This window comes from Vibrio ziniensis, from assembly GCF_011064285.1.
GTDB lineage: Bacteria > Pseudomonadota > Gammaproteobacteria > Enterobacterales > Vibrionaceae > Vibrio > Vibrio ziniensis.
In genome coordinates, this window is record NZ_CP049331.1 from 1722095 (window position 1) to 1749067 (window position 26973).

Sequence of the window (26973 nt, forward strand, 5' to 3'; positions counted from 1 at the left end):
TATGTTAGACGGAATTTTACAAGGACTCTCTACCGCCGTAATGCCATTTAACTTGTTGATGGTTATCGTCGGTTGTTTTGTCGGTACATTTATTGGGATGTTGCCGGGTTTAGGCCCGATTTCTGCCATCGCCTTGATGATACCTATTACATATGGCTTAGAACCTTCTTCAGGCCTTATTTTGATGGCGGGTGTTTATTACGGCGCGATTTTTGGCGGCTCAACATCGTCAATCCTGATTAACGCGCCCGGCTGTTCTGCCACTGTGGTAACTGCGTTTGACGGCTACCCTATGGCGCAAAAAGGTCAAGCAGGTAAAGCATTAGCATTGGCCGCTTACGCTTCTTTCACTGGTGGCACTTTATCAGCCATCATGCTGCTTGTAGCCGCGCCAGCTTTAGCAAAAGTATCACTTAGCTTCCAATCATCCGACTACTTCGCATTGATGCTGATGGGTCTATCCGCTGTTGCTGCCTTCGCAGGTAAAGGGCAAGTGATTAAAGCGTGGATGATGACCATTCTTGGTTTGATGCTATCAACCGTAGGTATCGACAAAGGTATCGGTGTAGAGCGTTTTACTTTCGGTTTAACTGACTTAATGGATGGCTTTAGCTTCCTGCTGCTTGCTATGGCAACGTTCGCGCTTGGCGAAACATTAATGGGCATTTTGAAGCCAGAACTTGATACGAGAAATGAAGAAAACGACAAACTTGCCAATATCGGCAGTATGAAAGTAACCAAAGAAGAAGTCCGTGAAGCTGCGCCTGTTGCACTACGCTCTTCTCTACTCGGTTTCTTTACTGGTGTTTTGCCGGGAGCAGGAGCAACGATTGCTGCGTTCCTAAGCTACGGTATGGAGCGTAACATTGCACCAAAACACAAACGTGACGAATTTGGTAAAGGTTCACTTCGTGGTCTAGTCGCACCAGAATCTGCAAACAACGCAGCTTCAAGTGGTTCGTTTGTTCCGCTACTAACGCTTGGTATTCCGGGCTCAGGTACGACGGCGATTATGCTTGGTGCATTGATCGCTTACGGTATTCAACCAGGGCCTAGACTGTTTGTTGAACATCCAGATGTGTTCTGGTCAGTAATCATTTCAATGTATGTGGGCAACATTGTTTTGCTTATTCTGAATTTGCCATTGATCCCTTACATTTCTAAGTTGTTGGCTGTACCAAGAACAGTGCTTCTACCTATGATTTTGTTCTTCTCAATCACAGGTGTGTATCTGGTTTCGTTCAACACCATGGACGTGTTCATTATGATTCTCATCGCAATGGGAGCGATTGCCCTACGTCTAGCTAACTTCCCATTAGCGCCGCTACTACTTGGGTTTATCTTAGGTGGTTTGATGGAAGAGAACTTGCGCCGTGCATTGATGATCTCCGATGGTGAAATTAGCTTCTTGTGGGAACGCCCTATCACTCTAACCTTCACGGTTATTTCAGTGCTAGTGCTTGTCAGCCCACTGCTAGCTGTGATTGCGAATAAGCTTCGTCGACCACAAACGGCTAAAGTGCAATAAAGCACATTAGTAATAAAAACCATTAGTCGTAAAAAAGAACCGTAAACATCAAAGCCTAGTGTCTTCACTAGGCTTTTTTGTTTTCGATATAAATAAACTTAAGAATGAGTTTTCTATTTTCTGTCGACATAATTTTCACACTTGCCCTCGTAGTATCACCTGCATAGAAACACATTCTCTAAAGGTATTTATTGTGAAACCAGGCAGAACAGGCATTCAACGCATAATTTTTGCGACAGGCTATTCCATGAAAGGTTTACAAGCCGCATGGATAAACGAAGCAGCCTTCCGTCAGGAACTGGTTGCTTCCGCGCTTCTCACCATCAGTCTCTTTTTTCTTCCTGTCACCAACTTAGAACGCATCGCTATGGTGGGTTCTTTAACACTGGTTTTACTAGCGGAACTGCTTAACTCAGCCATTGAAGCGGTGGTTGACCGAATCGGTAGTGAAAAGCATGAACTCAGCGGGAGAGCGAAAGACATCGGCTCAGCAGCAGTGTTTGTTGCTCTAGCATTCGCAGCTTTTACTTGGCTAATTATTTTGGTGTAACACTATGAAACTGATTAAACCAAATTTCTCACTTTCTTATGCCGGCGTGACTCTCGTACTGGCTACATTTTTCGCTTTACTGATGAATCTGCCTGTATATGCAACCCTGGCAGACATTTTCGATAAACTTGATAGCGTGAAAATCGGCTTCATTATTTCATTGCCTTTCTTTTTTGCAGCTGCTTTGAACTTGCTTTTTAATCTGTTCAGTTGGCCATACATCACTAAACCAATCTTTATCGTTTTGATTATTGTTTCTAGCTTTGTCAGTTATGCGAGTTTTAATTATGGAACACTGTTTGATACTGACATGATCACCAATATTGTTGAAACAGACTCGAGCGAAGCAGGTTCTTACTTAAGCTTTTACTCAATCGGTTGGGTCGTAGTACTCGGTCTGGTTCCTGCGGTAATGTTAGCGTTGACCAAAATTCAAAAGCCCAGTTCTTGGATTAACTTCACTCTAAGAAAGCTAGGATCAATGGCTGCATCACTTGTTGTGATTGGCGTCATCGCTATGCTTTACTACCAAGATTATTCATCGGTTGGACGTAATAATAGCTATCTGAAAAAGCTCATCATCCCAACCGAATTTGTTTACAGCACAAGTAAATTTGTTAAACAGAAATATTTCGCTAAACCTATCGTATATAAAGAACTGGGTTTGGATGCTAAACAGTCTCCCAAAGCGCTAGCTTCAGCAGAAACTAAACCAACACTATTTGTTTTCCTGTTAGGTGAAACTGCTCGTTCATACAACTATGAACTCAATGGTTATGAGCGCCCTACCAATCCTTACACTCGTAACTTAGATGTCATTTCGTTTAAGGATGTGAGCTCATGTGGTACTGCTACTGCGGTTTCGGTGCCTTGTATGTTTTCTGCTATGGATAAAAGCAACTTCAATCGTGATATCGCAGACAATCAAGACAACGTACTAGATATTCTCAGCCATGCAGGTGTCGACGTTGCTTGGCAAGACAACGATGGTGGCGACAAAGAAGTGGCTAAACGTATCAAGAAAACGGAAATCAACCGTAAACGCGTTGATGATATGTGTAACGGTGAAACTTGTTATGACATGGCAATGTTGGAAAACTTTGACCAAAAAGTTGACGCGTTACAAGGCAACCGCATGATGGTTATGCACCTCATCGGAAGCCATGGCCCGACCTATTTTCAACGTTATCCAAAAAACATGGGCACATTCCAACCAGATTGCCCACGCAGTGATATCGAAAACTGTAGTGTTGAACAAATCGTCAATAGTTACGACAATACCATTGCCTACACAGATTATGTGGTAGCTCAAACCATCGACAAACTACAAGCACTACAAGACAAATACAACACAGCCCTTGTGTATATCTCCGACCACGGTGAATCTCTGGGTGAAAACGGCATGTTCTTACACGGTATGCCTTACGGACTGGCTCCGAACAACCAAACTCATGTCCCACTTATCGTTTGGTTCTCCGACGGTTTTAAGCAAGAGAAACATCTACAAGCAAATTGTCTTGAGAACCACGCTACAAATCGTCAGTACTCACAGGATAACGTGTTCCATTCGCTACTTGGCATCATGGATGTCAACACAAAAGCCTACAACCCAGATATGGATTTATTCGCTAGCTGTCGTTCTTAATCGTTATTGATGTTTTCACAATTCACTGTGTGATATTTGCGCCCTAACTGGGCGCTTTTTTATACCGCAAATAAAAAGCGCTGCCGAGGCAGCGCTAAGAACAACTTTAATATAGATCTTATTTCTTGTTTGCGTACTTCATTGAGTCCAATGCTACCGCGAATACGATGATTGAACCTTTGATGATGTACTGCCAGTAAGGGCTAACACCGATGTATGTCATACCGTAGTTGATAACGGTAAAGATTAGAACACCCGTTACAACGCCTGCGATACTACCAACACCACCCGCGAATGACACACCACCTACCACACAAGCTGCGATTGCATCAAGTTCGTATAAGAAACCTAAGTTATTGGTTGCACTACCGATACGACCCGCTTCCAACATACCACCGAAGGCATAGAAGACACCTGAAAGTGCGTACACTTTTAGTAGAGTCATTGGTACGTTAACACCTGATACTTTTGCAGCTTCTGGGTTACCACCTACAGCGAAAATGTTTTTGCCGAATACAGTCTTGTTCCAAAGAATCCACATGAATATCACAGCGATAATAGCGTAGAAGGTTATATACGAGAATCGGAACCCACCTATTCGAATAAAACCTTGGGTGAATGCTGTGAAGCGCTCGTCGAAGCCTGCGATTGGTGATGCACCAACTGCGTCGTAGTAAAGTGAGTTGATACCGTAAACGATGATCATTGTGCCTAGTGTCGCGATGAAAGGAGTTACTTTCATGTAAGCAACGATAACGCCGTTCACCAGACCGATGATTGCACCGATTAAACATACACAAAGGATAACGGCAACGATTGGCACTTCACCAATGCTTGGGAATACTTTGTTAACGTTTTCAATAGACTGTAGCAAGGTTGCTGAGATAACCGCAGCCAAACCTACCTGACGACCTGCAGATAAGTCCGTACCTTGTGTGACGATAAGACCCGCAACACCAAGTGCGATAATTACGCGAACTGATGACTGAGTTAAAATGTTACTTAAATTTCGTAAGCTTAAAAATGATGGTTCTTGAATAACGATAACCGCTAATAAAATAAACAGAACCGCGTAAATTGCACCTTCTTTTAAGTGCTTTAATGCAAATGACTTAACAGCATCCATAATATTTTCCCTAGAGGTAACGAGAGGCTAGCTCTAATATTTCAGTCTGAGTGGTTTCTTTAGTATTCACGATTCCCGCTGCGCGGCCGTTACTCATTACTAAAATTCGATCGGTAGTACCTAATAACTCTGGCATTTCAGAGGAAATCATAATGATTCCTTTATTTTTCTTCGCGAGTTCCAACATTAATTGGTAAATTTCAAATTTAGCACCCACGTCGATACCACGAGTTGGCTCATCCAACATTAATATTTCTGGCTGGGTTAACAACCAGCGCCCAATAATAACTTTTTGTTGGTTACCACCTGAGAGTGAGCCGATTTGAGTTTGATGCGTTGGTGTTTTTACACTCATCGAATCAATTACCCATTGAGTATCACTCTTCATCTTTTTATTACTTAATAAACCCGATTTGGTTTTATACTCATCGACGTTTGCAACTAATGAGTTGAAAGTAATATCAAGGTTGCCGTAAATACCTGTTGAGCGACGTTCTTCAGTTACTAGAGCGAAACCATTACCAATCGCTTCATGTGCATCGCGGTTTTTCATTTCGCGACCATGAAGAATAATGTGCCCTTCGCTTCTTTCACGAATACCGAAGATGGTTTCAACGATATCTGTACGACGTGAACCCACAAGACCTGCTACACCTAGAATTTCACCCGCTCTTAGTTCAAACGAAATATCTTGAATTGAAGGTTGGTTTAGAGCTGTTAGGTTCTTAACTTCTAAGATGACTTCTTTAGGAACGTTAGTCTTTTCAGGGAAACGGTGAGTTAATTCTCGACCAACCATCATTGCGATGATCTTATCCATATCAAGACCTTTCAGTGGGCGAGTATCCACCCATTGACCATCTCGTAGAATGGTTATTTCATCACAGATAGCAAATATCTCTTCCATTTTGTGAGAGATATATACCACACCACAGCCTTTATTCTTTAGCTTATTGATAATGGTAAATAAGTGATTTACTTCTTTTTCAGTTAGAGAAGAAGTTGGCTCGTCCATGATCACTATTTTTGCATCGTAAGAGAACGCTTTAGCAATTTCTAACATCTGCATTTGAGACACGGATAAAGTCGCAACTTTAACTCGTGGATCGATATTAATATCTAGCTCTTCGAAAATAGCTTTTGTATCACGATACATTTTGTCGTGGTCTACAAATAAACCTTTCTTTGGATAGCGACCAAGCCAAATATTATCCATTACTGAACATTGCTTAACTTGGTTTAATTCTTGGTGAACCATGGAAACGCCAGATTCCAATGCTTCTTTAGAAGAGGAGAAGTTAATATGTTTTCCTAAGAAAATAATATCACCTTCATCTTTTTCGTAAATTCCAAATAGACATTTTAATAGCGTCGATTTACCCGCTCCGTTTTCACCCATTAATGCGTGAATTGAGTGAGGTCGAACTTTTAAATTAACTTTATCTAATGCCTTTACACCTGGAAATGATTTACTCACCCCTGTCATTTCTAACAGGAATTCATGTGTTGTATCTACCATGGCATCACTTAATTTTTTAAATTTGAAACCAATAAATATCAATTAATAGCTATCAATTAATAAATACTAATTAAGATATTAACGGGTAAATATAGGGGGCTTAGCCCCCTATATTACAGTTATTACTCTAGAGTTGATTTATCAACACCTACGTAAGGAACGCGAACAACTTTACCGTTCATTTCCCACTGAGTACCTTCAGTTGCCTTTTTACCTTCCGCGAGGTTACGAGCTAATTCGAATGTTGCTTTAGCTTGTGAAGTTGCATCGTTTAGTACAGTACCAGCCATTTCGCCAGACTTAACTAGAGCTAGAGCTTCTGCTAGAGCGTCAACACCGAATACTGGGATTTTTTGACCAGCGCCACGTAGTGCTTCGATTGCACCCATTGCCATACCGTCGTTGTTTGCGATAACAACTTCGATTTTGCTACCATTAGGGCCAGATAACCATGCATCCATTTTATCTTTAGCCATTGCGGTATCCCACATACCGGTATCCATGTGCAATTCTTGAGTCTTAATGCCGTTCGCATTGATTTGCTTAACAGAATAAGTAGTACGAGCTTCTGCGTCTGGGTGACCAGGTTCACCTTTCAACATTACATATTGAAGTACGCCATCACCGTTTTTGTCCCAAGATTTGTTTGCTTTCCAATGTTGGGCAATTAGGTCACCTTGGATAACACCAGACTCTTTAGAGTCAGTACCTACGTAGTAAGCTTTGTCGTAACTTGCAAGCGCAGCTGCACTTGGTTCTTTGTTATAGAAAACAACTGGAACGTCATCAATTTTCGCTTTGCTGATGATAGAAGGTGCAGCAGCAGGGTCCACAAGGTTGATAGCAAGCGCTTGAACACCACGAGCCAGCATAACGTCAACTTGGTCGTTTTGCATTGATTGGCTGTTTTGAGAGTCGTTCATTAGAAGACGAACATCTTTATCGCCAGCAGCTTCTTTTTCGATAGCTTGGCGAACAACAGACATGAAGTTGTCATCGTATTTATAGATAGTGAAACCCAAAGTGGTATCAGCAAGAGTTTGTGTAGCGAAACCCATACCAGCAGTAAGCATAGCAAGTGCAGTTAGCTTTCTCATGTAAGTGTCCTATTTGTCTTTATTAATATACGTGTAGGGAAACGTTTACCATTCCAATGAAAACGTTTACGCATTGAAGTATATTGATTAACAGGATGAATTGTGTGAGCCAGATAGGATTTTGTTAGCGCTAATTTACAATTGTAACTATTTGTTTAAATTGTTTGAGACCACATGCAAAAACAGACCTCGTACGTAACATAGTGTAACAGCGAGAGCTATTTCGCGTTTTCAGGGTACTACAGATCACATTTCGATGGAATTTAGTTCATATATGAATCAAAAGAGTTAAGAAATGCCATTCCAAATGAATAACATTGCTCAGTTCATTGTTATACCCGTAAATGAATAAATTTTGAATATTTATATTTCATTTTATGTTATTGGCATATGCTATTTATAGGTTCATTATTTTATTCCCTCACCCACCTCACGCGTCAAATTTAGTGAAAACGTGACACCTTGTGAATATGTGGGTTACTTAACATCCTCAAGTCATTACAAGGACAAGGCAATGAAATACGCGATTCCTATCTGCAATGGAAAACTGTTTAATCATTATTCAAAATCACCTCAATTACTGGTCATTGATGATGTAACGGGACAGCATGAGACAATTGAGGTCTTACAACCTAAAATTAATAGTACATGTGGTAAAAAAACTCAGATCATGTCTCTTCTGTCACAACAGAAAGTCGATGCAGTTATTGTTAAAAACATCGGAGAGGCCATGCTATCCAGTCTTTTCCATCAGGGCATAAAGGTTTTCACTATAATTAGAGGAGCTGAAGTCACCACTTTAGACTTCTCTAAGCTTGTACCTGTTACTGATATTAGTTTTGCTAGGCCGTCTGTGAACAAGCAGCACAAAGACCATCAATGTTGTAAAAACAAACATGCTCAATTGGAAAACAAGCTTGCAGTTCGAATGAACCAACTTAGTCCTAAAACACTAAGTAAACTACAAAGAATCTACGGTATTGATCGTTGAACGGAGATAACCACCATGATTTATTTGATTACCTTTGGTGCTTTTATCCTATTTATCGTATTGATGACACTTGGTGTAATGGCGAAAAGAAAACCAATACAAGGAAGTTGTGGTGGGTTATCGAACGTAGGCGTCGACAAGGTGTGCAACTGTGAAACTCAATGTGACGAGCACCAGAAAAAGCTATATAGCATAGAAGAGCCAAATTCAAAGGATTAGTGGTCAACAAAGTGTGTAAGTCAACCCACGGTTAACTTAACGACGGGTTGTTACTTTTTAGTATTCGTTCATTTAGTTACGTTCAGAAAACAGCAACATTGGTTTTATACTATCGGGTAATTCGAAGACTCATTTCAATGGAATTACTATGCTTGCTCTGCCTCCACTTGCCACACTGCTGATTGCGATTTTGCTAGAAGTTGTTGCTACTTCTTACTTGCCCAAAACAAATCAGTTCACGTCTTTGACTATTACTGCAGGAGTGCTGATTGCTTATGCCCTCGCCTTTTATTTTCTTTCGATTACAGTGCAAACCATGTCGTTAGGTATTGCTTATGCGATCTGGTGTGGTGTAGGTATTGTGCTCGTTGCGAGTATTTCGTGGCTAGTCTATGGGCAGAAACTCGATATTTACGCCATTACTGGTATGAGCTTTATCCTAATTGGTACCATTATTATTAATGTTTTTTCTCAATCAGTGACGCATTGATTTCGGTTCACATTAATTGCCAAAAAGAAAAGCTCATGAGAATCCCCATGAGCTTTTCAACTTGTTATTCAGACTATTGTTGTGTCTGTTTCATCGCTTTTTCTATGGTTTCTGCCATATCAAATGTCGAGCCACCTTGGGTTGGTGGATATTCAACCAATGACTGAACATGCTCTTTAACGATTTCTTGTACCGGAGCCAACAACCAAGACATTTTTTGAACCAAGTGCCCATACGCATCAATACTGTCGTAGCTTTCGTATGGATCAGCTCTTAAGTTAAACAACCTTGGTTTAGCAAGAGTTTTAAGGTTGTCATAATAGTTTTCTGCTGTCGCAAAATGGAACTTCCAAGGTCCAACACGTACTGCCGACAATTTCCCTTCAAAGTAATAAAGAATTGAGTTTCGAGCAGAATGATCAGACTTACCCATCCAATAATCGAGGTTATCAACACCGTCAATATACTGTTTCTTCTGTTTCAACATTTGCTCTTTGACATCTTTTACACCAGCAGCATCAGCGAGAGTAACAAACAAATCTTGATGCCCTTGAATGCCGTTGAGAACTTGTCCAGCAGGTATTTTACCAGGCCAACTCACCATTGTAGGAACACGGACACCACCTTCATAAGTGGTCATCTTTTCCCCACGGAATGGCGTTGTACCACCATGAGGCCAAGACGAATGCTCAGGACCGTTATCCGTTGTATAGAGAATAATGGTGTTATCTTTAACGCCGCGTTTTTTCAGCTCTTCAAGCAAGAACCCTATGTCGGCGTCATGCTGTAACATACCGCTGCCATAGTAATCGTATTCGCTGGTGTATTTCTCTGCGGCGTATCGCCATTCATCATTAAGACGAGTGTAGAGATGCATGCGACTGGTGTTTATCCACGTGAAGAAAGGCTTGTCATCTTTCATCGCTTTATCGATGAAGTTCAGCGCCGCTGGTAGCATTTCTGCGCGGTCAAAATCTTTCATCCGCTCTTGACCTAATGGACCGGTATCTTCACATTTTTGCTTACCGACTTCGCCAAAACGAGGATCAACCGTTTTATCCGCTTTGTCTGTTGCGTAACAGTGTAGAACACCACGTGTACCAAATTTCTTTTGATACTCTTCTACTGAGCCAGAATAAGCTTTTGCAAAATTTTGATAGTCGCGTTGCTCATGCTCTTCTTGAGTATTTAGATGATATAAGTTGCCAAAAAATTCATCGAAGCCGTGGACTGTTGGCAATGCAAAGTTATGGTCACCTAAGTGGTTTTTACCAAATTGACCTGTCGCATAGCCGGCTTTTTTAAGTACCTCCGCCAAAGACGGTGATTCTTTCTTAATACCTAGTGCACCCCCAGGCATCGCTACCGTAGTCATACCGGAGCGAATTGGATACTGACCAGTAATAAAAGCTGCTCTTCCCGCGGTTGAACTAGGCTGAGCATAGTGGTCGGTAAATTTAATACCTTCGTTTGCAATACTATCTATGTTGGGAGTGGTATACCCCATGGTACCCATGCCGTATGCACTTACGTTCTGCCAACCAATGTCGTCACCAAAAATAACCACAATGTTCGGTTGGTCAGACTTTGCCATTGCTGCTACGGGCAGCAGTGCACACATTGCGGATGCAAGGGGTGTAAGACGCCTGACGTTTGTCTTCATAATTCTATCCTTAGTTAGACGAAAGCATGCTAGCTAAATTCAGCTAACATGCTGTTAACTATAGACAGAAGTTGAAACAATGCCTAAAGATGCATAACTAAATTTCTCATATTATTTTCTCAAATATTAAATATGCGACGCTAATTCCAACAGCTCATATTGAAAATCGCTAACGGCACTCAGTATTTTTCAGTCCTTTTTCAACGAGGGATTGTTCGATCCGCTGAGTTACATTTAACGCATTGGTATAGTCGCAACGTGTGATGAACTCCGCTAATTGAATGCTGCAGTTAGGAACAACCGTGTCGAAAAGAGATTTTTGCTCAAAATAATAATCTTCTGCGGCTAGGTTACTTTCTTTTAGCAACTCATTGAGGCAGGTGAACTTTTCAAGAATATTTTCAAGATCGATGTCTTCGGAAACCTCAACTTCAGTTTGTCGGTAAATTTCCTGATGACTGCTATTACTGAGTTGTAATGAGCCATTAGGTTTGTCTTCACTAAACTCGGTATGTGTTTTTAGAATGAGTTCGAACCAAAATGTACTACCCTCACCTTCGGTGCTTTCTACACCGATTTCACCGCCCATTAGTTGAGCAATGCTACGAGAAATAGTTAGCCCTAATCCTGTACCACCATACTTGCGTGTGGTTGAAGCATCCGCTTGTTGAAAGCTTTCGAAGATTTTCAACTGCTCTTCATTCGTCAAACCAATACCTGTATCGGCCACTTCAATACGAATTCTCTTTTTACTCGGAAGAGTTGCAATCACACCTATATTAATACTGATGTCACCGTTACCTGTGAATTTAACTGCATTGCTTACAAAATTAAGCAAAACTTGCTTAATTCGTAGCGGGTCTCCCATTAAGGTTGGAATGTTTTCCTCTACTTTAACGTGAAAACCTAGTCGTTTGGCAGATACTTTTGTTTCGAATAACTCGTAGACATCCTGAGCGATGGAATAAACATCGAAAGGGATCGTTTCTATTTGCAGCCGCCCTGACTCAATTTTCGACAAATCTAGAACATCATTAATCACCAATAACAAATGCTCGCCAGATTTTTTAATTCTGATTAGAGAGTCACGTTGATCACCGTTCACCGCTTTTGCCAAAAGCATATCTGATAGGGCTAATATAGAGTTCATCGGTGTTCTTATTTCATGACTGATATTAGAAATAAACTGGCTTTTGGCAATATTGGCTTCTACAGCTTCGACCTTGGCGGTTTTGAGTTCGCTCGTCAGCTTACCTAATCTGTTACCCATTCTTATGGTGGCATTGGCTGTGTCATTTAGCTCTTTAAGATGAAACTTCTCATGAGAAACATCGAAATTACCTGTACTCATTTTGTAGAACATATTGCGAATTTGAGAAAGGGGTGCAGCAATAGCTTCACTCATACGTTTTGAGACCAACCAAGTAAATGCAAGGAATAGAACATAGAAACTAATCAAACCGAATATCATGATGTAACCAATACTTTGGTATTTGTCTTTTAACTCCATCGACTCTTGGTACATTTCCTGTTCATCTACTACGAATAGAACCTTCCAGTTAGTTTCAGGTATGGTGCCCCAAGATACCAATTTGCTTTCATTATTCAGGACTAACTTGGTCAACCCTTGTTTTTTTTCATTAAATCTGAACTGCAATGGTGCAGTGTCAGCTCTCTTGAATAGGTTAAATACTTCAGGTTTGAACATCTCTTGAGTAACTGCGCCATCATAATCCTGATGTTTCAGTTCCTTAATATTCAGATCCTTTTCGCCCTTTGGCGGTAGAGCCATAATTGAACCCTCACTGCTAACCAACATGGCATAACCGTTCCAAGGAACGATCAAGTTTTGGATATTGGTGACTATGGTATCGACAGTAATATCTAACCCAATAACCCCTTCTAATATCCCCTCGTTATAAACAGGTGCAATAGCGGAAGTCATCCAACCTTGGCCTGCGGGATCAAAATAGACATCCGTCCAAACCACAGTTCTTCTAGGGTTATATTTATCCATGGCTAAATAGTAAAAATTGTATTCAGGAATATTCATATCTACTGGGTACTGTTCAAATGTTTGGAACCAAGGATAAATATGGTTGTAGGAATCCCAACTATTAAAATAGACAGCAGCAATAAACGGATCGCTATTTTTTATTTGTTTCATTAAAGGATCTAACCGTGCAAGCTTAAATACCTTATTGACATCCTTTTTATTATTTTCAGTATAAGATGAATAAAAGGATGCTGATCCACCTCTGTCTTCTTTACTATATAAAACACCATTATCGCTGAAAGCCAAATTGGACATATCTACGTCTTCGATATCGAGTTTTTCTGTTAATACTCGCTCTGTTTCCTTTCTATATATCTCAGCGAGACGCGATATTGCATTGATTCTCTCTCGCACTAAATCACTTTCCATTGTGGAAGCAATATTGAGTTCATTATCGACCTGTGAACGGATATAGTTCATGTTGTCGGAGCTAATAAAATGGTTACTCACTAAGTAAATAGCAACCAAAGCGATCTCAACCAAAACTAATGGGATAACCCCTGTTTTGACCATAGAACGCCATACCCAAGACTGGACACTTAATTGATCTTTTTTCGTCATAACATATCACGCGTAACGTAGGGCAATAGCATTAAACTCATCGGTCACGTCTAGGAAGGCATCAACAATATTCGGGTCAAAGTGAGTACCTCTGCCATTTACAATCATATTAATAGCTTCGGGATGAGAAAACGGTGGCTTATAAATCCGTTTGCTAATTAATGCATCATAAACATCAACAACCGCCATTAGACGAGCTGAGAGAGGAATACTGTCACCCACTAATCCTTGCGGATAGCCCGACCCATCCCATTTTTCATGGTGTGAATAAGCGATTTCTTTAGCGACACGTAGAAAACTCATCGCTTTACCATTGATCTCTTCTGCTTTATTAATAGCTTCAAAGCCAATGGTAGTGTGGGTTTTCATTATTTCGAATTCTTCAGTCGTCAACTTGCCATCCTTAAGCAAGATATGATCTGGAATGCCTATTTTTCCTATGTCATGTAAGGGAGCTGACTTGTAAAGCAAATTTATGGTGTTGTCATTTAACTGACTCGAGTAGGAAGGGTTCATGCTAAGACGTTTAGCAAGCAACTTAATATAGAGTTGTGTCCGCCTAATATGGTTTCCAGTTTCATTGTCGCGGGTTTCTGCTAACGAAACCATAGCGTTGAAAGCCACATCTTGAATGGCATGCAACTCTTCAATTTGCTTAATACTTTCCCGAGTTCTTCTTTGGACTTCTTTTTCTAAAGACTCGTTCTCTCCCTTTAGAAAATCTGAAGCTATTTTCATCGATACATGTGTACTAACACGAGCCTTTACTATTTCGGGTACAATTGGCTTGGTTATATAGTCAACAGCGCCAAGCTCAAGCCCTCTCCTTTCGTCAAGACTTTCAGTTTTCGCAGTTAAAAAGATGATCGGAATGTCTTTGGTTGCAGGGTTTTCTTTCAAATACTCACAAACTTCAAAGCCATCCATATCAGGCATCATCACATCAAGTAAAATGAGATCAGGCTTATCATTTCTAGCGATGGCTAAACCTTTATCACCACTGTTAGCGCCTTTAACTTTGTAGTCATCTTTTAGTAGCTTATACATTAAGCTAAGGTTTTCTGGGATATCGTCTATAACAAGCAATGTTGGTGTGTAAGATGAAGATTGATACATCTCTTCTTCCTTATATTATTGATTATAAATGTATTGCCATGCGACGAGTTGAATTTATTTTTATTCTAATAATCAATATAAACAAGCAATTGTTTTAATTAGAAACTGCTTGTTCATGATATATAACTTTTATTATATTAAAAGGCTGTGACATAAATCGGATTATTTAGATAGCTGAAACAAATAAATCATTTTGGAGTAAATACTCTTTTATTTAATTTGGCCATTCATTATTATTAAATGAATCATCGTTAATTTAGATCTTTAACTCTAATAATTTATTAACTTATTAATATTTCGATAATTTAATTCGCACTAAAAGAAGCTGAAGTTGACATCTTGTTAAAATAGACGTTTTGATGAGCTATGAACATGGTATGCTCACATACCAAACGAAGTACCATCAAATGGACAGAATGAAATGGAAGTATTTGAGTGTGTGTCGTTCATCTTTGTTAAAGATGGACAAGTACTATTAGAGCAACGTTCGAAGTCTAAAGAAACGGATCCTGGTTTGATTGCAATACCCGGTGGACATTTAGAATACGGTGAAACACAACAGCAAGCTCTACTTAGGGAGATCAAAGAAGAACTCGATGTGGTTCCTAACAACGCAACGTTCCTCTGTTCACTTTACCACCCTACCATCGAACTGCAGCTGCTTCATTACTACGTTATTACTGAGTGGGAAGGTTCAATTCTCTCACTAGAAGCAGATGCCGTTGCTTGGTATCCTATAGACAATGCACCAGTTGCAACGGAAGCTGACAAACTTGCACTTTTAGAAATTGGTCGTGTAAGCCCGTATTTATATCAATCGTAATTCAGTTTTCTTTTTCGATGCGGTAAACACTGCTGCTTTGCTATGTGACTTTCAAAGTCACAATCATGCAAGTTAAATTTTTGCAGCATCCACTGGATAGAAGAAAGCGTTATCATTTTAGGCATGAAAAACAATTTCGTCATTTTCAGTTTTAATCAGGCATGCTTTGTTTTGACCAATCAGTTGAGCGGCAAAAGGTGGTGTAACAGCTTGAATGTCGCCAACTTCTCGAGCAGTTAAACTTTCCCACTCTTGATCTCGGTATTTTCCAGCTTGCGTGTATTTGATCAGTACTTTCATCAGCGACTCTCTTTGTTATTGTGTAAATTATTTGTTTCAACAACGTTATTCCCTTTATCAAACTCTTGCACCTGCTAAAAATGAAACTTAAGTTTCACCAAAAATGAGTTATTCATCACACATTTATTATCCTATTAATTCGTAATTAATACATATCTCTAATAAAAAGCTTACCAAACAGTCTTTTAAGTGATATATCTCACAGCTCACACCATAAGGAGATAAACGTTGTTCAAGACCCAAACTCCAGTTCTATTCGCTATGAATGGACTTACTGCACTTGCTTTTGCCTTTATTATGCCCATTATGAGTTTGTTTCTTGTAAGCGAACTCCATACTGAACCTGCTCTTATTGGGCTCTATACGTCCCTCACAGCACTGATGACAATTGTTGTAAGTCAGAAATTGACTGGATTAATTGATAAAGGGGTTTCCAGCAAGCTTTTGCTTGTCGTCTCTTTAGCTGGCATTTTTTCTGCAGCCATGATGTTTTCCTTTGCTACAGAGTTTTGGCATGCGATCACTATCGGATGTGTATTGATGCCTCTTGCATCTAGCTCTATTCCACTTATCTTAACGGTGATAAGACGCTATGCAGATTCAACTGGTAAGAACAGTGCAAAAATGAACTCTCAAATGCGCTCTTCTGTTTCATTTCTTTGGATATTTGGTCCACCTTTGGCGTTTTTGTCCGTTGACCAATTTGGCTTTGATAACAACTTTTATATCTCAGCGGCAATCGCAGGATTCGTTCTGTTATGGATTGTTTTTCTGTTCAAGGCACCGGTCATTGAAGCCGATAAAATTAAGAACAAACCAAAAACCAAGCTACCGATGGCAGTTTGGCTACTTGGTGTTGTGGTGCTGCTTGCGAACATAGCCAACAGCACTTACATCAACGCCATGCCTTTGTTTATGACTCAAGAACTTGGTTTTTCAAAATCCTATCCCGGCATTTTTATGGGGATAACGGCCGCAGTAGAAATACCAGTAATGCTTCTAGCTGTTGGTTGGGCACAACGTTTTGGTAAAAGCCAAGTAATCCGATTGGGCTTTATAGCGGGTGCAGTTTTCTATATCGGAATGTATTTCAACACATCATTGAATATCTTCTTTGCACTTCAAACCTTGAACGGGCTTTTTTTCGGCATTTTTGTTGGTTTGGGTATTACGATCATGCAGGATTTTGCACCAAGTTCTGTGGGTAAAGCTTCGGCGTTTTATACTAATGCCATGCTTGTTGGAACTATGATTGGAACCAGCACTATGGGTATTATTTCTCAGTACTTTGGCTTTAAAGCGCCACTGTTGCTATGTCTTGGGGCTATTACTTGCTCGTTTATCGGTTTGATACTTTTCGATGCTTATATTGCAAATGAACAACGTAAAATACAGTGTGCCTAACAATCAGGTTGATGTTAAATACTTAACAAATATACACCTTACAAGCATGTGCATCTGAGTGTGAATTATTGTAAGTGAGTGACTTGAAAAAATAGTTACATTGGTGAAAGAAAGGTGCTCGCAACATATCAATTATAATTACTCCTAAACATTAAATTTAGGAGTAATTAAAGAACAGACGTCACCCTATTTTACTAGGCTACCTCAGCTGCGGTAGGATCGATAACAGATGTAACCTCGTTGATCTGGTTGGCAGGAAAACCACCCATTTCAGCGTGCTTACGGACTAATTCTTTATTTTCCGCGATAAACACACAGTAAATTTTGTTCGGAGTAACAAACGTCTCTTGCCACTGTACTTTTGGGCCAAGTTGCTGTAGCACTCCACAAGACGTTTGAGCAATTTCTTGAAGTTCTTTCGATGTTAAATTACCAGCACCTTCAACTTCTCTTTCGATAACATATTTAGGCATAATTACCTCCTTTTAGATCAGTTAAATTCTAGTTCAAAAGCTTTAGAGGTAAATATAAAAATAAGAATTATTCGCAAATCAACTAATTATCAAAATGTTACAACGTCTAGCTGTATTCTAAACTACCAAATACACCCAAACATAATCTAATACTCTGATAAATAAATATTAATGCAATTTCTTCAGTAAAACAGATTGGTCTAAATCACTTTGCCACTCAGTATAATCAAGGCCTATATCGAAGATATATTCCGTCACTAATGTCCGAACACATTCTATTAATTCGCTTGTTCCCCACGGTTTTTCAAAATATCGATTGATACCGGCGCTATTGATTGCATTGATAGTATCAGAATGCGTTGCCTGACCCGTTAACAGTACTTTTTTGGTATGAGTAAAGCGTGGATCGCCACTAATTTCAGTAAGGAACTCAACACCTGTTTTTTCTGGCATAACGTGGTCAGAAATCACTAACGCAATGTGTTCTCCGTCAGAATCTAGTTCATCCATAAGATCTAAAGCTTCGGATGCTGACTCACAGTCTTCAATATTCAACCAAAAGCAAAGAGGCTCAAGGTCTTGCAACACCGCGCTCAGTACTTCCCTTTGGTCGTCCACGCATATGATATTAAGTTTCTCCATGATCATCCTCTACTGGTAACTTTATTCTGAAAATCGTTGCGCCTTGGTCGCTCTTTACCGCAATACTGCCACCGTAGCCTGAGACAATTCGTTTCACTATCGACAAGCCCAAACCCAATCCAAACGACAAGCCATCTTTTTTAGTCGTAAAACTTGGTTGAAAGATCTTCCGTCTTGTAACTTCGTCTATTTCCGGTCCGTTATTGGTTATGGTGACCAATAGACGGTGCTTACTAAACTTCGTTTGGATATCTAGCCTTGGCTCTGATGTCACCATCATAGCGTCACACGCATTTTTAATGATGTTCACCCAAACCTGAACCCACTCCGTTTGTGACCCTTTTAATCTTGGTAACTTACCTGGCCTCATACGAACAGAGACTCTACGTAAGTCACTTTGCAATAAAGTAAGCGCACGATTTATGGTGTCGTTGACATCCAGCACCTCATCCAAATTGACTTCACTTCTTGCAAGCTGTTTTACCGACTTTACAATCCCTACGGTATGGCTTGCGGCGACACGTAAATCATGCAAATCACGCCCCATTTGCCAGTAGCGAATGGCAAGATGAGGATTATCCAACCAATGCAAAGAAAGCTCATCTTCTGGCACTGCTCTAGCCAACTCTCTGGCAACATTCTTTGGCAACTGATACTTATGTTCTAAAATTGCGCCTCGTCTTCTTGCCTCACTCGAAGAGACTTTTTGCCCATGCATCAATCCATAATCAAAAAACTGACTCGCTTCAGGATGAACCTCTTCTAGCAACTCCATAAACAAGCTTTCAAGACGTTCACTTTTACTGCTCACAACCCCAATGGCATTATTCAGCTCGTGAGAGATACCTGCTGCGAGCTGTGCCAATGTTGTCATTTGCTCTGCTGTATGTAATTTTTCCAGAGCTTTCTCTTTGGCGACGGCCTCCTGATGAGCACGTCGTTGGCGACGGTTAAGTTCAGCGACCATCACTGGCATAAACTGCGTACTGAGAGACCCGTATTTTATTTCCTCTACAGCTTCACAATGTCTATCAATCCAACTTAGCGTGACATCCGTTTGAGCAATAACCGTCGAAGACGCCGTCCAGTTTCCAGAAAAGAAGCTGTGTACACCAATAAATGCCCCTTTTGACGCTGAGAACACTTTGACATGACGCCCTTCGTGCTCTTCAAAATCTCCAGACAATTCACCGGAATGCACGTAGTAAAGCCGGTCGTTGTAACCGTCCTGCTGAAGAACTTTACTCCCAGCTGGCAAGGTTATCGTTCGTTCACTACTTCTGAAATATCGCTCAACCAGTGTGCGTTCTTGCTCGTTCATGTTATTAATCGTCAACTAACCAATGAACCCAACCATATGAAGTGCAGCTACCATTACAAAACTTAGCATTACACCTACCACTCCTAACACAACACCAACTTTTGCCATCTGATGACTCTGTACATACCCCGTAGCATGCGCCAAAGCATTTGGTGGTGTACTGATGGGAAGAGACATACCTAAAGATGCGGCAAAGGTAACGACAAGAATCAAAGTAACCTCGCCACCTAATGAATTGAGTGATGTCATTGACGCACCCAAAGCAGCCATTATCGGCATCAGTAGGTTAGCGGTTGCAGTATGAGACATAAAGTTCGCCATCAACAAACATAGAAAAGCCGCGCCAAACAACACCACATAAGGTGAAAACTCACCAAATGGGATACTGTGAACAACCAACTCAGCTAGGCCTGTTTTATCCAGAGCTAAGCCTAGAGCGATACCACCTGAAACTAACCACAGCACATCCCAAGATATTTTTTTTAAATCTTCTTTGTTGATTATGCCAGTAACGGAAAACACAGCGACTGGAATCAAAGCTACGGTATAAGAGTTCATACCATGTAGATCCCCAACCAACCAAAGCAGTATCGTGGCGGCGAAGGTTATATACACCACCAAAGCTTTCGGTGTTTTTAGAAATTTACCTTTAATCGTGAGTTCAATTTTTTGTTGATCTGCTTGGTATAAAGAGCAAATCAAGAACCAAGATAGCGCCATCATCACAATCACAAACGGCACACCGAACGCCATCCACTCTCCAAAGGTGATCAGATTGTCTCCGACGAGATATTTAAGCGCTATAGCGTTAGGTGGTGTCCCGATTGGCGTTCCTATACCACCAATATTGGCTGCCACAGGAATGCAGAGTGCAAATGCAATTCGCCCCGGATCTTTTGGTCCAAAAACCGCAATCACAGGTGCCAAAATCGACAGCATCATTGCTGTAGTCGCTGTGTTTGACATAAACATCGAAAACACACCAGTAATCAGCATCAAACCCAGCATGACGTATTTAGGATTTTGCCCGAAAGGCTTGAGTAACACACGCGCTAAGTTAACGTCCAAGCGGTACTTAGTGGCCGCCATCGCCAAGAAGAACCCCCCAAGGAAAAGCATGATAATGGGGCTTGCGAACGTTGCCATAATGTCGCTGTATTTAAGCAGATGTCCAAACTCCGGCCGGGATTCATTTAAACGAAACAATATCAGCCCTTTATCAGACAGCATCAACAGCTCAAGGACAATAATGACTACCGATGTGGCATATATTGGTATCGGCTCAAACACCCAAAGCAATGCTGCCAGTAAGAAAATCGCGATAACGCGTTGCTGAATCAATGTCAGGCCATCAAATGGAAAAGCCGACAACGGCATAAGTAAGATCAGTAGCGGAATTGCAATTGGAATAATGAATTTTAAGTAGGGGCGTATCATGGACACTCTTCCTAGCAGCAGGTTAATCCAATTTCAAACACTAGAGTTTAGACTCCAGAATTCAAATCAATGGCTACATTATGGAAGAGCAAAAACAAAAAATTAGGCGTGAGATCAACGATCCGACATTCCTTCAAAATAACATGTCAAAAATGAGGGCTTAAACACACTAGAAAAGAATTACATAAAGATAAATAAATGATGAAAAAGAAAAATCCAGCCTAAGCCGGATTTATGATTCGTTGAGCAATCTTTACTCATGCAGGCCAAGTTTCACTTTGCCATTGGTTTTAAACCACAACGCCTCTTTGCGGCGACGACCGAGAAGAATTGGACCATCATCGTAGAAAAGGAAGTTCTTCCAATGACGTTTGAACACAGACCATTTGGTTTCTATTACGTTGTATTTTTCATAACAGAAATAGACGGTAACATCATCCTGCCAGTCTATATGTTCTAATACCGCTTGAGGTAGAGCTTCATCATCACTCTCCCACTCTGTCATCCAGTCGACTTCATTAGACCAACTGCCCGCTTTACTCGGCCAGTCTTGAGAACTGAAACGTTCTGCATCTGGACTTTGTGAGCTCAAATTTTCTTTCCAATACTGAGCTGCGCGAAGCTGAGCCATAGGTTTAATCTGCACCAAATCCTCTTCCGGAACTGGCATAGATTGATGGGTGAAAATCCATTTTCTTTGGTAATCATCCAAAGGCAAATACGACATGGAATGTCCTTAAGCTTTGAGCCATCCGTTTTCGGTGGCTTGTTCAATCATTTGCTGCGCATATTCCCACAGCGTATGTGAACCATCGTCAATACGGCGATTCACGGTTAATGCTTGTTGGCGAGTTACGCCATTCTCGCGCCAACCAATACCCTGATTATTAAAATTGAGCATCATCGGGATTAATCGGTCGAGTGCTTTCGCAAATTTTGCATCTGCGGTTTGTGCGGATTCAAATTCACGCCATAAAGTAAACAGTTCTTCACCCTGTTCTTGTGGCAATAGTCCAAACCGTCTTTGTGCAGCAGCAAGTTCTTTGGCTTCCTGCTCCTTTGACGCTGCAGAATCATATACAAAGGTGTCGCCAGCATCAATTTCAACCATATCGTGCATCAACAACATTTTCAGCACTCGGCTGATATCGACTAGTTCATTAGCGTGCTCTTGCATGACTAGGGCCATCATAGCAACGTGCCAGCTGTGCTCAGCACTGTTTTCCAATCTGTCATCCGCACATTGAATTCGGGTACGACGCAACACCGATTTTAATCTATCTAACTCCAATACAAGATTGAGCTGTTGTTGCAGTCGCTGATTCATTTTATTCCTCTTTCCAATACGCGTTTATCAAAGACATCAGGTTATGGTCTTCCCATTTTCCATCTATCAGAATGTAATCTTTGGCATGCCCTTCATGCAAGAAACCCACTCGCTCTAACACACTTTCACTACGTTTATTGCGTGGAATATAAGCCGCCATGATTCGATGCATATTTTGAAAAGAAAACATGTAGTTACATGCCATCTGTAGTGCACGCGTCATGGTTCCTTTTCCTTGCGCGATATGAGCTAACGAATAACCGACATTACAAGTATGTATTGGAAAACGGTTGAGGTTACTAAACGAAATGGTGCCAAGCATTTTATCTGTCTTGATATCAATAATGAGCAAGTAAAAACCCAAACTCAACTTGTGTACCTCTGAAAGTTTCAGCAATCTTTGCTGCCAACCCCCAGTGGTAAAAAAAGCATCTTCTCGGACAGGATCCCACGGCTTTAAATGCTCACGGTTGTCTCTGAAGTATTGCGCAATACGTTCAGCATCACTAAGTTGAGCGGTAACCAATAATATTTCGCCATCTGTTTCACAAACTGACGTAGGTGTACTGTTAGATTCAATCAACGTTTCTTAATTCCATAATCTCGAAGCTTATTAGCAACCGATGTGTGTGACACGTCTAAACGTTTAGCCAGTTTACGACTAGAAGGGAAAGACTGATACAAACGATCAAGCACTTGAGCTTCGTACTCTTTCATAATGTCATCTAAAGAACCATCAAGGTTAATACTCGTCACTCCTGCATTGCTGTTTTCTAGCTGCGGTAGATGGAATAGCTCAACCGTCAGAACATCATCTTGAAGTTCTGTTAACGCTCGTAACACCATGTTGTCAAGCTGGCGCATATTACCCGGCCACTGATATAAAGCGAGTTGGTCAAGTAAACCTTCATCGAGTTTTGGTTTCACCATACTCAATTTAGCCGTGTGTTTAGCGATGAACAACTCTAATAACGGCTGAACATCACTAGGGCGCTCTCGAAGTGGTGGAATGGTCAACGTGAGTACGTTTAAGCGATAGAAGAGGTCTTCTCGAAACTTACCTGACTCTGCCAACTCGGCCAATTTGTAACGAGTAGAAGCAATAACGCGCACATCCACGTGAATTTCATGTTCCTCACCCACACGGCGAAACGTACCATCCTGCAAGAAGCGTAGTAGTTTAATTTGTAAATGCGGGCTCATCTCGCCGATTTCATCGAGTAATACGGTACCACCATTGGCTTGCTCGAAAATACCTTTATGACCTTGCTCGTGGTTGAACGAACCCGGCGCGTGACCGAACAATTCGGTTTCTGCAACATCATCTGGCATTGAAGCACAGCTCAACACCAAAAAAGGATAATCCGCACGATCAGAGCGATTGTGGCAAGCACGCGCAAGCATTTCTTTACCTGTACCAGTGTCACCTTCAATCAATAGAGGCTGATCAAGCATCGCAAGCTTCTTCGCTTGTGTGATAAGCGCTTTATGTCTGTTAGATACACCAACAAAATGTTCAAATCCCAAGTTATTGTGCAAAGAAAGCTGGGTTTCGGTCGTAACTGCACTTACACGAGGGCGAATAATCATCATGGCACTAGCAAAGGTCGACTCTTTGGATTCACCGGTGATATACACAGGCATCATTTCCATTAAATAATCCAAACCATCTAACACAATTTCTTCACGCAAGCGTGACTTACTACCTTCAATCCAACGTTGAAAATTGAAACTAGGTAACAGTGCTGAGATATGTACACCATTCATATCACCACTCTCTTTATTGAACAGAGACAATGCAGAATGGTTTGCCATATCCACTGAACCTTTAAGATCAATAGATAAAACAGCATCAGGAAGGTTGTTCAGTAAGGAGATAAGCTCTGTGTTGTGCCTTTCCATCGGCATAAACTGAATTTTGCGTACATCTTTAACGCCGGAAATTCTGCGGATTTCAGCCATTAATTCACTGAACGTTTCAAAATCAATGTCTGGGCAGTTTAAGTAAATAATTCCGGAAATATCGATTTCAATACCACGTAAATCGATATTTTTAGAGGCGAGTATGTCGAGTAGCTCTCGAGTTAGACCAAGTCTGTCTTCGCAAAATACTTCAAGGCGCACTGAATAATTTCCCAATAAGAAAGTGTCACGAAAAGTTGACAGTAGTTTCTATCAAGGTCTGATAAGCGTCAAGTAATCTGTGTGTTTACAGTGTGCTTTATCTTATTTCACGGTCAGCGCGGTGACTTTTGCAACGATTTGCTTACGAATTGCACTTAATTTTACAACGCGATCTTTATGCCATGGTAACGGTCGTAATAACGTCATTGCTTTTAAACCCAGACGAGCCGTTAAAATACCCACGCCAATACCTTGCCCAGCGCGTGCTGACACTTTCCCTGCCAAATCCATAGAGAGCAGATCTATACTAGCGTCGATCACCAGTTCACTTGCACCTGCTGCAGCCATGTTAACCAGTACAGACTTAAACAGTTTTAAGCGAGACCAGTAGCCAAGCTCCACTCCGTAAAGCTGTGCAAGCTGATCGATCATGCCGAAGTTACGCCATGCTACCAACAACATATCCGCGAGGGCTAATGGACTAATCGCTACCAATGCCGCCGCTTCAGTCGAAAATTTAGATACGAGCTGAGTTGCTTTTTTATCTTGTTCACTCACAACCAATGCGTCATACATATCTAAAATTTCAGCATCACTGTGACTATCTGTGACACTGTTTTTCCAACGCTGATAAGCGGGAGCCGAGGATAACACACCACTTTGCTTTGCGAGCGATTGACAAAACACCTCGCCCTGACCTACCAAGTCTTTTGTCATCAAAGTTTCAGCCTGCTCTTGAATAGAAAAATGATTGCGCAATTTGCGCAGTTTCCAAAGTTCTCGCCCAATGGCGCCAAGTCCAAGTGATGCAAGCGTGACAACAAATCCCGACCAACCGAGACTCAGCCAATCTTCGCTTTGAATTGCTTGAACGACGGAATCCAAAGCTTGCCATGTCACTAACCCACTAAATCCCACCAGCAAGCTGGTCGCTAACCAGCGACGTCCTCGTTTAGGTCGGATAATCTGTTCTAACTGGATTTCAACTTCTGTCTCTTCAATTTCGGTAACTGAAGGAACGAATTTTTGTTGCTGAGAAAATTGTTTTTGCGCAGTGAACTCAATGTTGCCTTTCTCTTGCTCTAAAGACTGAGTGAAGACTTGTTTCGCTTTTAAATCGCTCATTTCAATTTATCTCCAATCAAGGTATCTAAAGCTTTGTCTATACGTATATGCTGACAAGGCTGATCTTGACTTAACGTCATTGGTCTAAATGAAGTGAAATCAAAATGGTTATTTAACCAGAAATCCGGATTTGGTAGCTTACTTGGTACTTCTCCCGGATACAAAGTGATAGGCTCGTCAGTCTCAGTGACGCCCTGTATGGCAGGAATCCTACCATCATTGGTATCAATATGACCTGACTTGGTCGCTCGAACCGATGCCATACTAATGCAGCTCATTTCAATATTTTCGTAGGCCGCTGACTGCCAAGCAGGATGAATCATCTGCTGAAGCAGCGACACCAAATTTCCATATTGATCAGGAGTTATGTGATCCGCTTTAGTGGCAGCAAACAGAACTTTGTCGATCTTAGGCGAAAAAATACGTTTTAATAGACCATTTCTCCCATATCGGAAGCTATGCATGATTTGATCTAGAGCACTGCGCATATCCATAAAGGACTCATGACCTGCATTGAGAGGCGAAAGACAGTCTACCAATACAATTTGACGGTCAAAGGTAGAAAAATGGTGTTTGTAAAACGCCTTAACTACTTTATTTTGATACTCCTCATAACGTCTTTTTAGCAGCGCTAATACACTGTGCTTGTCCGCTTTTGTTTCACCATTAAGATTTCGACATGGGAAGAACTGTAATACTGGTGCGCCTTCCAGTTCCCCGGGCAACACAAATCTTCCCGGTTGCACCCAATGAAGGCCAGACTCCTTACACTTATGCAGGTAATCCGTATAAAGCGCAGCAATGTGAGCCAAGGTTTTCTCACTTGCCTCTACAGTGAGATCGAGCTTATCTAACTCTTCTACCCAAGGCTTTGCCAATTCAGCTCTAATACCGTGTATGGCATTGAATTGTTGTGCAGACCAAGTAGCAAAGTCTAGCTCAAGCATAGGCAAATCAAGCAGCCACTCCCCCGGATAATCGATAATATCCAGATATAGAGTTGATACACTGCTTAGAAGCTTTTTGGTTCGCTTTTTGGTTTTGTATTTGATGGCAAGTCGTATCTCACTGACATCGCGAGTAGGTATCGGCCATTGTGGTGGCGAAGATTGCAGTTGCGCCAAAGCATTATCATAGTCAAAACGTGGCACCATAAGATTGGTCTGCGGAACTCGTTTAGCACCAATGATTCTCTTGTCACGAGCGGCACCAAGTAGAGGGAGATTGTCATGGGTTGAAGTATGAAGCAGTTGATTCACCAAAGACGTAATGAATGCCGTTTTCCCTGCGCGAGAAAGCCCCGTTACAGCCAATCTCACATGCGCATCTAAACCACGATTAATTAAGTCATTCACTTCTTGGCGAATTCGATTCATTTACAGTCTCCCAGAAAATCTTTAGTGCATGATGACGCTGTTAATCTTAATACGAGATGA

General features: G+C 41.1%; 25 protein-coding genes. 8 read left to right on the forward strand and 17 right to left on the reverse strand.

Annotated elements, in window-relative coordinates; translation table 11 throughout:
- Window position 1 precedes the first annotated feature (1 nt).
- From G5S32_RS07900 to G5S32_RS07910, 3 genes are all read left to right on the forward strand, one after another.
- Entirely contained in the window at window positions 2–1528 is a 1527-nt protein-coding gene (locus tag G5S32_RS07900; RefSeq protein ID WP_165311492.1) for a tripartite tricarboxylate transporter permease, read from the forward strand.
- A 193-nt stretch (window positions 1529–1721) separates the two neighbouring features.
- Window positions 1722–2078, forward strand: a complete 357-nt coding sequence (locus tag G5S32_RS07905) for a diacylglycerol kinase (protein WP_165311493.1) — start codon at window positions 1722–1724, stop codon at window positions 2076–2078.
- Between the two features lie 4 nt (window positions 2079–2082).
- Entirely contained in the window at window positions 2083–3723 is a 1641-nt protein-coding gene (locus G5S32_RS07910) for a phosphoethanolamine transferase (protein ID WP_165311494.1), read from the forward strand.
- A gap of 118 nt (window positions 3724–3841) precedes the next feature.
- On the opposite strand, the gene mglC is transcribed toward G5S32_RS07910, so the two are convergent.
- The 3 genes from mglC to mglB form a co-directional block, all read right to left on the reverse strand.
- A complete protein-coding gene (gene mglC, locus G5S32_RS07915; RefSeq protein ID WP_165311495.1) occupies window positions 3842–4849 on the reverse strand; it encodes a galactose/methyl galactoside ABC transporter permease MglC in 1008 nt (335 codons plus the stop codon).
- Window positions 4850–4859: 10 nt separating this feature from the next.
- Window positions 4860–6368, reverse strand: a complete 1509-nt coding sequence (mglA, locus tag G5S32_RS07920) for a galactose/methyl galactoside ABC transporter ATP-binding protein MglA (protein WP_165311496.1) — start codon at window positions 6366–6368, stop codon at window positions 4860–4862.
- A gap of 122 nt (window positions 6369–6490) precedes the next feature.
- Window positions 6491–7465, reverse strand: a complete 975-nt coding sequence (mglB, locus tag G5S32_RS07925; RefSeq protein ID WP_165311497.1) for a galactose/glucose ABC transporter substrate-binding protein MglB — start codon at window positions 7463–7465, stop codon at window positions 6491–6493.
- A 514-nt stretch (window positions 7466–7979) separates the two neighbouring features.
- Here mglB and G5S32_RS07930 point away from each other — a divergent pair.
- The 3 genes from G5S32_RS07930 (at window position 7980) to G5S32_RS07940 (ending at window position 9165) form a co-directional block, all read left to right on the forward strand.
- Window positions 7980–8456 carry a NifB/NifX family molybdenum-iron cluster-binding protein gene (locus tag G5S32_RS07930; protein ID WP_165311498.1) on the forward strand — a complete coding sequence of 159 codons (477 nt, stop codon included), beginning with the start codon at window positions 7980–7982 and terminating at the stop codon, window positions 8454–8456.
- A gap of 15 nt (window positions 8457–8471) precedes the next feature.
- Window positions 8472–8675, forward strand: a complete 204-nt coding sequence (nqrM, locus tag G5S32_RS07935) for a (Na+)-NQR maturation NqrM (RefSeq protein ID WP_165311499.1) — start codon at window positions 8472–8474, stop codon at window positions 8673–8675.
- 148 nt (window positions 8676–8823) lie between these two features.
- Entirely contained in the window at window positions 8824–9165 is a 342-nt protein-coding gene (locus G5S32_RS07940) for a DMT family transporter (RefSeq protein ID WP_165311500.1), read from the forward strand.
- A 73-nt stretch (window positions 9166–9238) separates the two neighbouring features.
- On the opposite strand, the gene G5S32_RS07945 is transcribed toward G5S32_RS07940, so the two are convergent.
- The 3 genes from G5S32_RS07945 to G5S32_RS07955 all read right to left on the reverse strand — a co-directional run bounded on the left by G5S32_RS07945 (window position 9239) and on the right by G5S32_RS07955 (window position 14561).
- Window positions 9239–10786, reverse strand: coding sequence for an arylsulfatase (locus G5S32_RS07945; RefSeq protein ID WP_425509209.1), 1548 nt, complete (start codon window positions 10784–10786; stop codon window positions 9239–9241).
- A 211-nt stretch (window positions 10787–10997) separates the two neighbouring features.
- Complete coding sequence (locus tag G5S32_RS07950; RefSeq protein ID WP_165311502.1) at window positions 10998–13445, reverse strand: sensor histidine kinase; 2448 nt, start codon at window positions 13443–13445, stop codon at window positions 10998–11000.
- 6 nt (window positions 13446–13451) lie between these two features.
- Window positions 13452–14561, reverse strand: a complete 1110-nt coding sequence (locus G5S32_RS07955; protein WP_165311503.1) for a response regulator — start codon at window positions 14559–14561, stop codon at window positions 13452–13454.
- Window positions 14562–14982: 421 nt separating this feature from the next.
- Here G5S32_RS07955 and G5S32_RS07960 point away from each other — a divergent pair, with 421 nt between their 5' ends.
- Window positions 14983–15384 (forward strand): NUDIX hydrolase, encoded by a 402-nt coding sequence (locus tag G5S32_RS07960; protein ID WP_165311504.1) that lies wholly within the window; start codon window positions 14983–14985, stop codon window positions 15382–15384.
- 117 nt (window positions 15385–15501) lie between these two features.
- Here G5S32_RS07960 and G5S32_RS07965 read toward each other — a convergent pair whose 3' ends face one another.
- On the reverse strand, window positions 15502–15684 hold the full coding sequence (locus G5S32_RS07965; protein WP_165311505.1) for a hypothetical protein: 183 nt from the start codon (window positions 15682–15684) through the stop codon (window positions 15502–15504).
- 228 nt (window positions 15685–15912) lie between these two features.
- Here G5S32_RS07965 and G5S32_RS07970 point away from each other — a divergent pair, with 228 nt between their 5' ends.
- Window positions 15913–17088 carry a sugar efflux transporter gene (locus tag G5S32_RS07970; protein WP_246200999.1) on the forward strand — a complete coding sequence of 392 codons (1176 nt, stop codon included), beginning with the start codon at window positions 15913–15915 and terminating at the stop codon, window positions 17086–17088.
- Between the two features lie 194 nt (window positions 17089–17282).
- Here G5S32_RS07970 and G5S32_RS07975 read toward each other — a convergent pair whose 3' ends face one another.
- The 10 genes from G5S32_RS07975 to G5S32_RS08020 all read right to left on the reverse strand — a co-directional run bounded on the left by G5S32_RS07975 (window position 17283) and on the right by G5S32_RS08020 (window position 26913).
- Window positions 17283–17561 carry a DUF4242 domain-containing protein gene (locus G5S32_RS07975; protein WP_165311506.1) on the reverse strand — a complete coding sequence of 93 codons (279 nt, stop codon included), beginning with the start codon at window positions 17559–17561 and terminating at the stop codon, window positions 17283–17285.
- Window positions 17562–17729: 168 nt separating this feature from the next.
- A complete protein-coding gene (locus tag G5S32_RS07980) occupies window positions 17730–18203 on the reverse strand; it encodes a response regulator (protein WP_165311507.1) in 474 nt (157 codons plus the stop codon).
- Entirely contained in the window at window positions 18190–19524 is a 1335-nt protein-coding gene (locus G5S32_RS07985) for an ATP-binding protein (RefSeq protein WP_165311508.1), read from the reverse strand. The genes G5S32_RS07980 and G5S32_RS07985 overlap by 14 nt, the downstream gene beginning before the upstream one ends.
- Before the next feature lie 15 nt (window positions 19525–19539).
- A complete protein-coding gene (locus G5S32_RS07990; RefSeq protein ID WP_207621622.1) occupies window positions 19540–20958 on the reverse strand; it encodes an SLC13 family permease in 1419 nt (472 codons plus the stop codon).
- A gap of 256 nt (window positions 20959–21214) precedes the next feature.
- Window positions 21215–21688 carry a DUF2947 domain-containing protein gene (locus tag G5S32_RS07995; RefSeq protein WP_165311510.1) on the reverse strand — a complete coding sequence of 158 codons (474 nt, stop codon included), beginning with the start codon at window positions 21686–21688 and terminating at the stop codon, window positions 21215–21217.
- Between the two features lie 9 nt (window positions 21689–21697).
- Window positions 21698–22288 carry an HD domain-containing protein gene (locus G5S32_RS08000; RefSeq protein WP_165311511.1) on the reverse strand — a complete coding sequence of 197 codons (591 nt, stop codon included), beginning with the start codon at window positions 22286–22288 and terminating at the stop codon, window positions 21698–21700.
- A 1-nt stretch (window position 22289) separates the two neighbouring features.
- Window positions 22290–22868: a ribosomal protein S5-alanine N-acetyltransferase gene (gene rimJ, locus G5S32_RS08005; protein ID WP_246201089.1), complete on the reverse strand. Its 579-nt coding sequence runs from the start codon at window positions 22866–22868 to the stop codon at window positions 22290–22292.
- The gene (tyrR, locus tag G5S32_RS08010; protein ID WP_165311513.1) at window positions 22868–24412 is read right to left on the reverse strand and encodes a transcriptional regulator TyrR; all 1545 of its coding nucleotides are present in this window, start codon (window positions 24410–24412) and stop codon (window positions 22868–22870) included. The genes rimJ and tyrR overlap by 1 nt, the downstream gene beginning before the upstream one ends.
- A gap of 102 nt (window positions 24413–24514) precedes the next feature.
- Entirely contained in the window at window positions 24515–25537 is a 1023-nt protein-coding gene (locus tag G5S32_RS08015; protein WP_165311514.1) for a YcjF family protein, read from the reverse strand.
- On the reverse strand, window positions 25534–26913 hold the full coding sequence (locus G5S32_RS08020; RefSeq protein ID WP_165311515.1) for a YcjX family GTP-binding protein: 1380 nt from the start codon (window positions 26911–26913) through the stop codon (window positions 25534–25536). Before G5S32_RS08020 ends, G5S32_RS08015 begins: the two co-directional genes overlap by 4 nt.
- Between the last annotated feature and the right edge of the window lie 60 nt (window positions 26914–26973).

Coding starts and splice junctions, on each gene's coding strand:
- G5S32_RS07940 (WP_165311500.1), top strand. CDS start 8,824: ATGCTTGCTCTGCCTCCACTTGCCACACTGCTGATTGCGATTTTGCTA.
- G5S32_RS08020 (WP_165311515.1), bottom strand. CDS start 26,913: ATGAATCGAATTCGCCAAGAAGTGAATGACTTAATTAATCGTGGTTTA.
- G5S32_RS07975 (WP_165311506.1), bottom strand. CDS start 17,561: ATGCCTAAATATGTTATCGAAAGAGAAGTTGAAGGTGCTGGTAATTTA.
- G5S32_RS07985 (WP_165311508.1), bottom strand. CDS start 19,524: ATGAACGAGCAAGAACGCACACTGGTTGAGCGATATTTCAGAAGTAGT.
- G5S32_RS07995 (WP_165311510.1), bottom strand. CDS start 21,688: ATGTCGTATTTGCCTTTGGATGATTACCAAAGAAAATGGATTTTCACC.
- mglC (WP_165311495.1), bottom strand. CDS start 4,849: ATGGATGCTGTTAAGTCATTTGCATTAAAGCACTTAAAAGAAGGTGCA.
- mglA (WP_165311496.1), bottom strand. CDS start 6,368: ATGGTAGATACAACACATGAATTCCTGTTAGAAATGACAGGGGTGAGT.
- G5S32_RS07980 (WP_165311507.1), bottom strand. CDS start 18,203: ATGGAGAAACTTAATATCATATGCGTGGACGACCAAAGGGAAGTACTG.
- G5S32_RS07960 (WP_165311504.1), top strand. CDS start 14,983: ATGGAAGTATTTGAGTGTGTGTCGTTCATCTTTGTTAAAGATGGACAA.
- G5S32_RS07965 (WP_165311505.1), bottom strand. CDS start 15,684: ATGAAAGTACTGATCAAATACACGCAAGCTGGAAAATACCGAGATCAA.
- G5S32_RS07930 (WP_165311498.1), top strand. CDS start 7,980: ATGAAATACGCGATTCCTATCTGCAATGGAAAACTGTTTAATCATTAT.
- nqrM (WP_165311499.1), top strand. CDS start 8,472: ATGATTTATTTGATTACCTTTGGTGCTTTTATCCTATTTATCGTATTG.
- G5S32_RS07950 (WP_165311502.1), bottom strand. CDS start 13,445: ATGACGAAAAAAGATCAATTAAGTGTCCAGTCTTGGGTATGGCGTTCT.
- mglB (WP_165311497.1), bottom strand. CDS start 7,465: ATGAGAAAGCTAACTGCACTTGCTATGCTTACTGCTGGTATGGGTTTC.
- G5S32_RS07900 (WP_165311492.1), top strand. CDS start 2: ATGTTAGACGGAATTTTACAAGGACTCTCTACCGCCGTAATGCCATTT.
- G5S32_RS08015 (WP_165311514.1), bottom strand. CDS start 25,537: ATGAGCGATTTAAAAGCGAAACAAGTCTTCACTCAGTCTTTAGAGCAA.
- G5S32_RS07945 (WP_425509209.1), bottom strand. CDS start 10,786: ATGTGTGCACTGCTGCCCGTAGCAGCAATGGCAAAGTCTGACCAACCG.
- G5S32_RS08000 (WP_165311511.1), bottom strand. CDS start 22,288: ATGAATCAGCGACTGCAACAACAGCTCAATCTTGTATTGGAGTTAGAT.
- G5S32_RS07955 (WP_165311503.1), bottom strand. CDS start 14,561: ATGTATCAATCTTCATCTTACACACCAACATTGCTTGTTATAGACGAT.
- G5S32_RS07910 (WP_165311494.1), top strand. CDS start 2,083: ATGAAACTGATTAAACCAAATTTCTCACTTTCTTATGCCGGCGTGACT.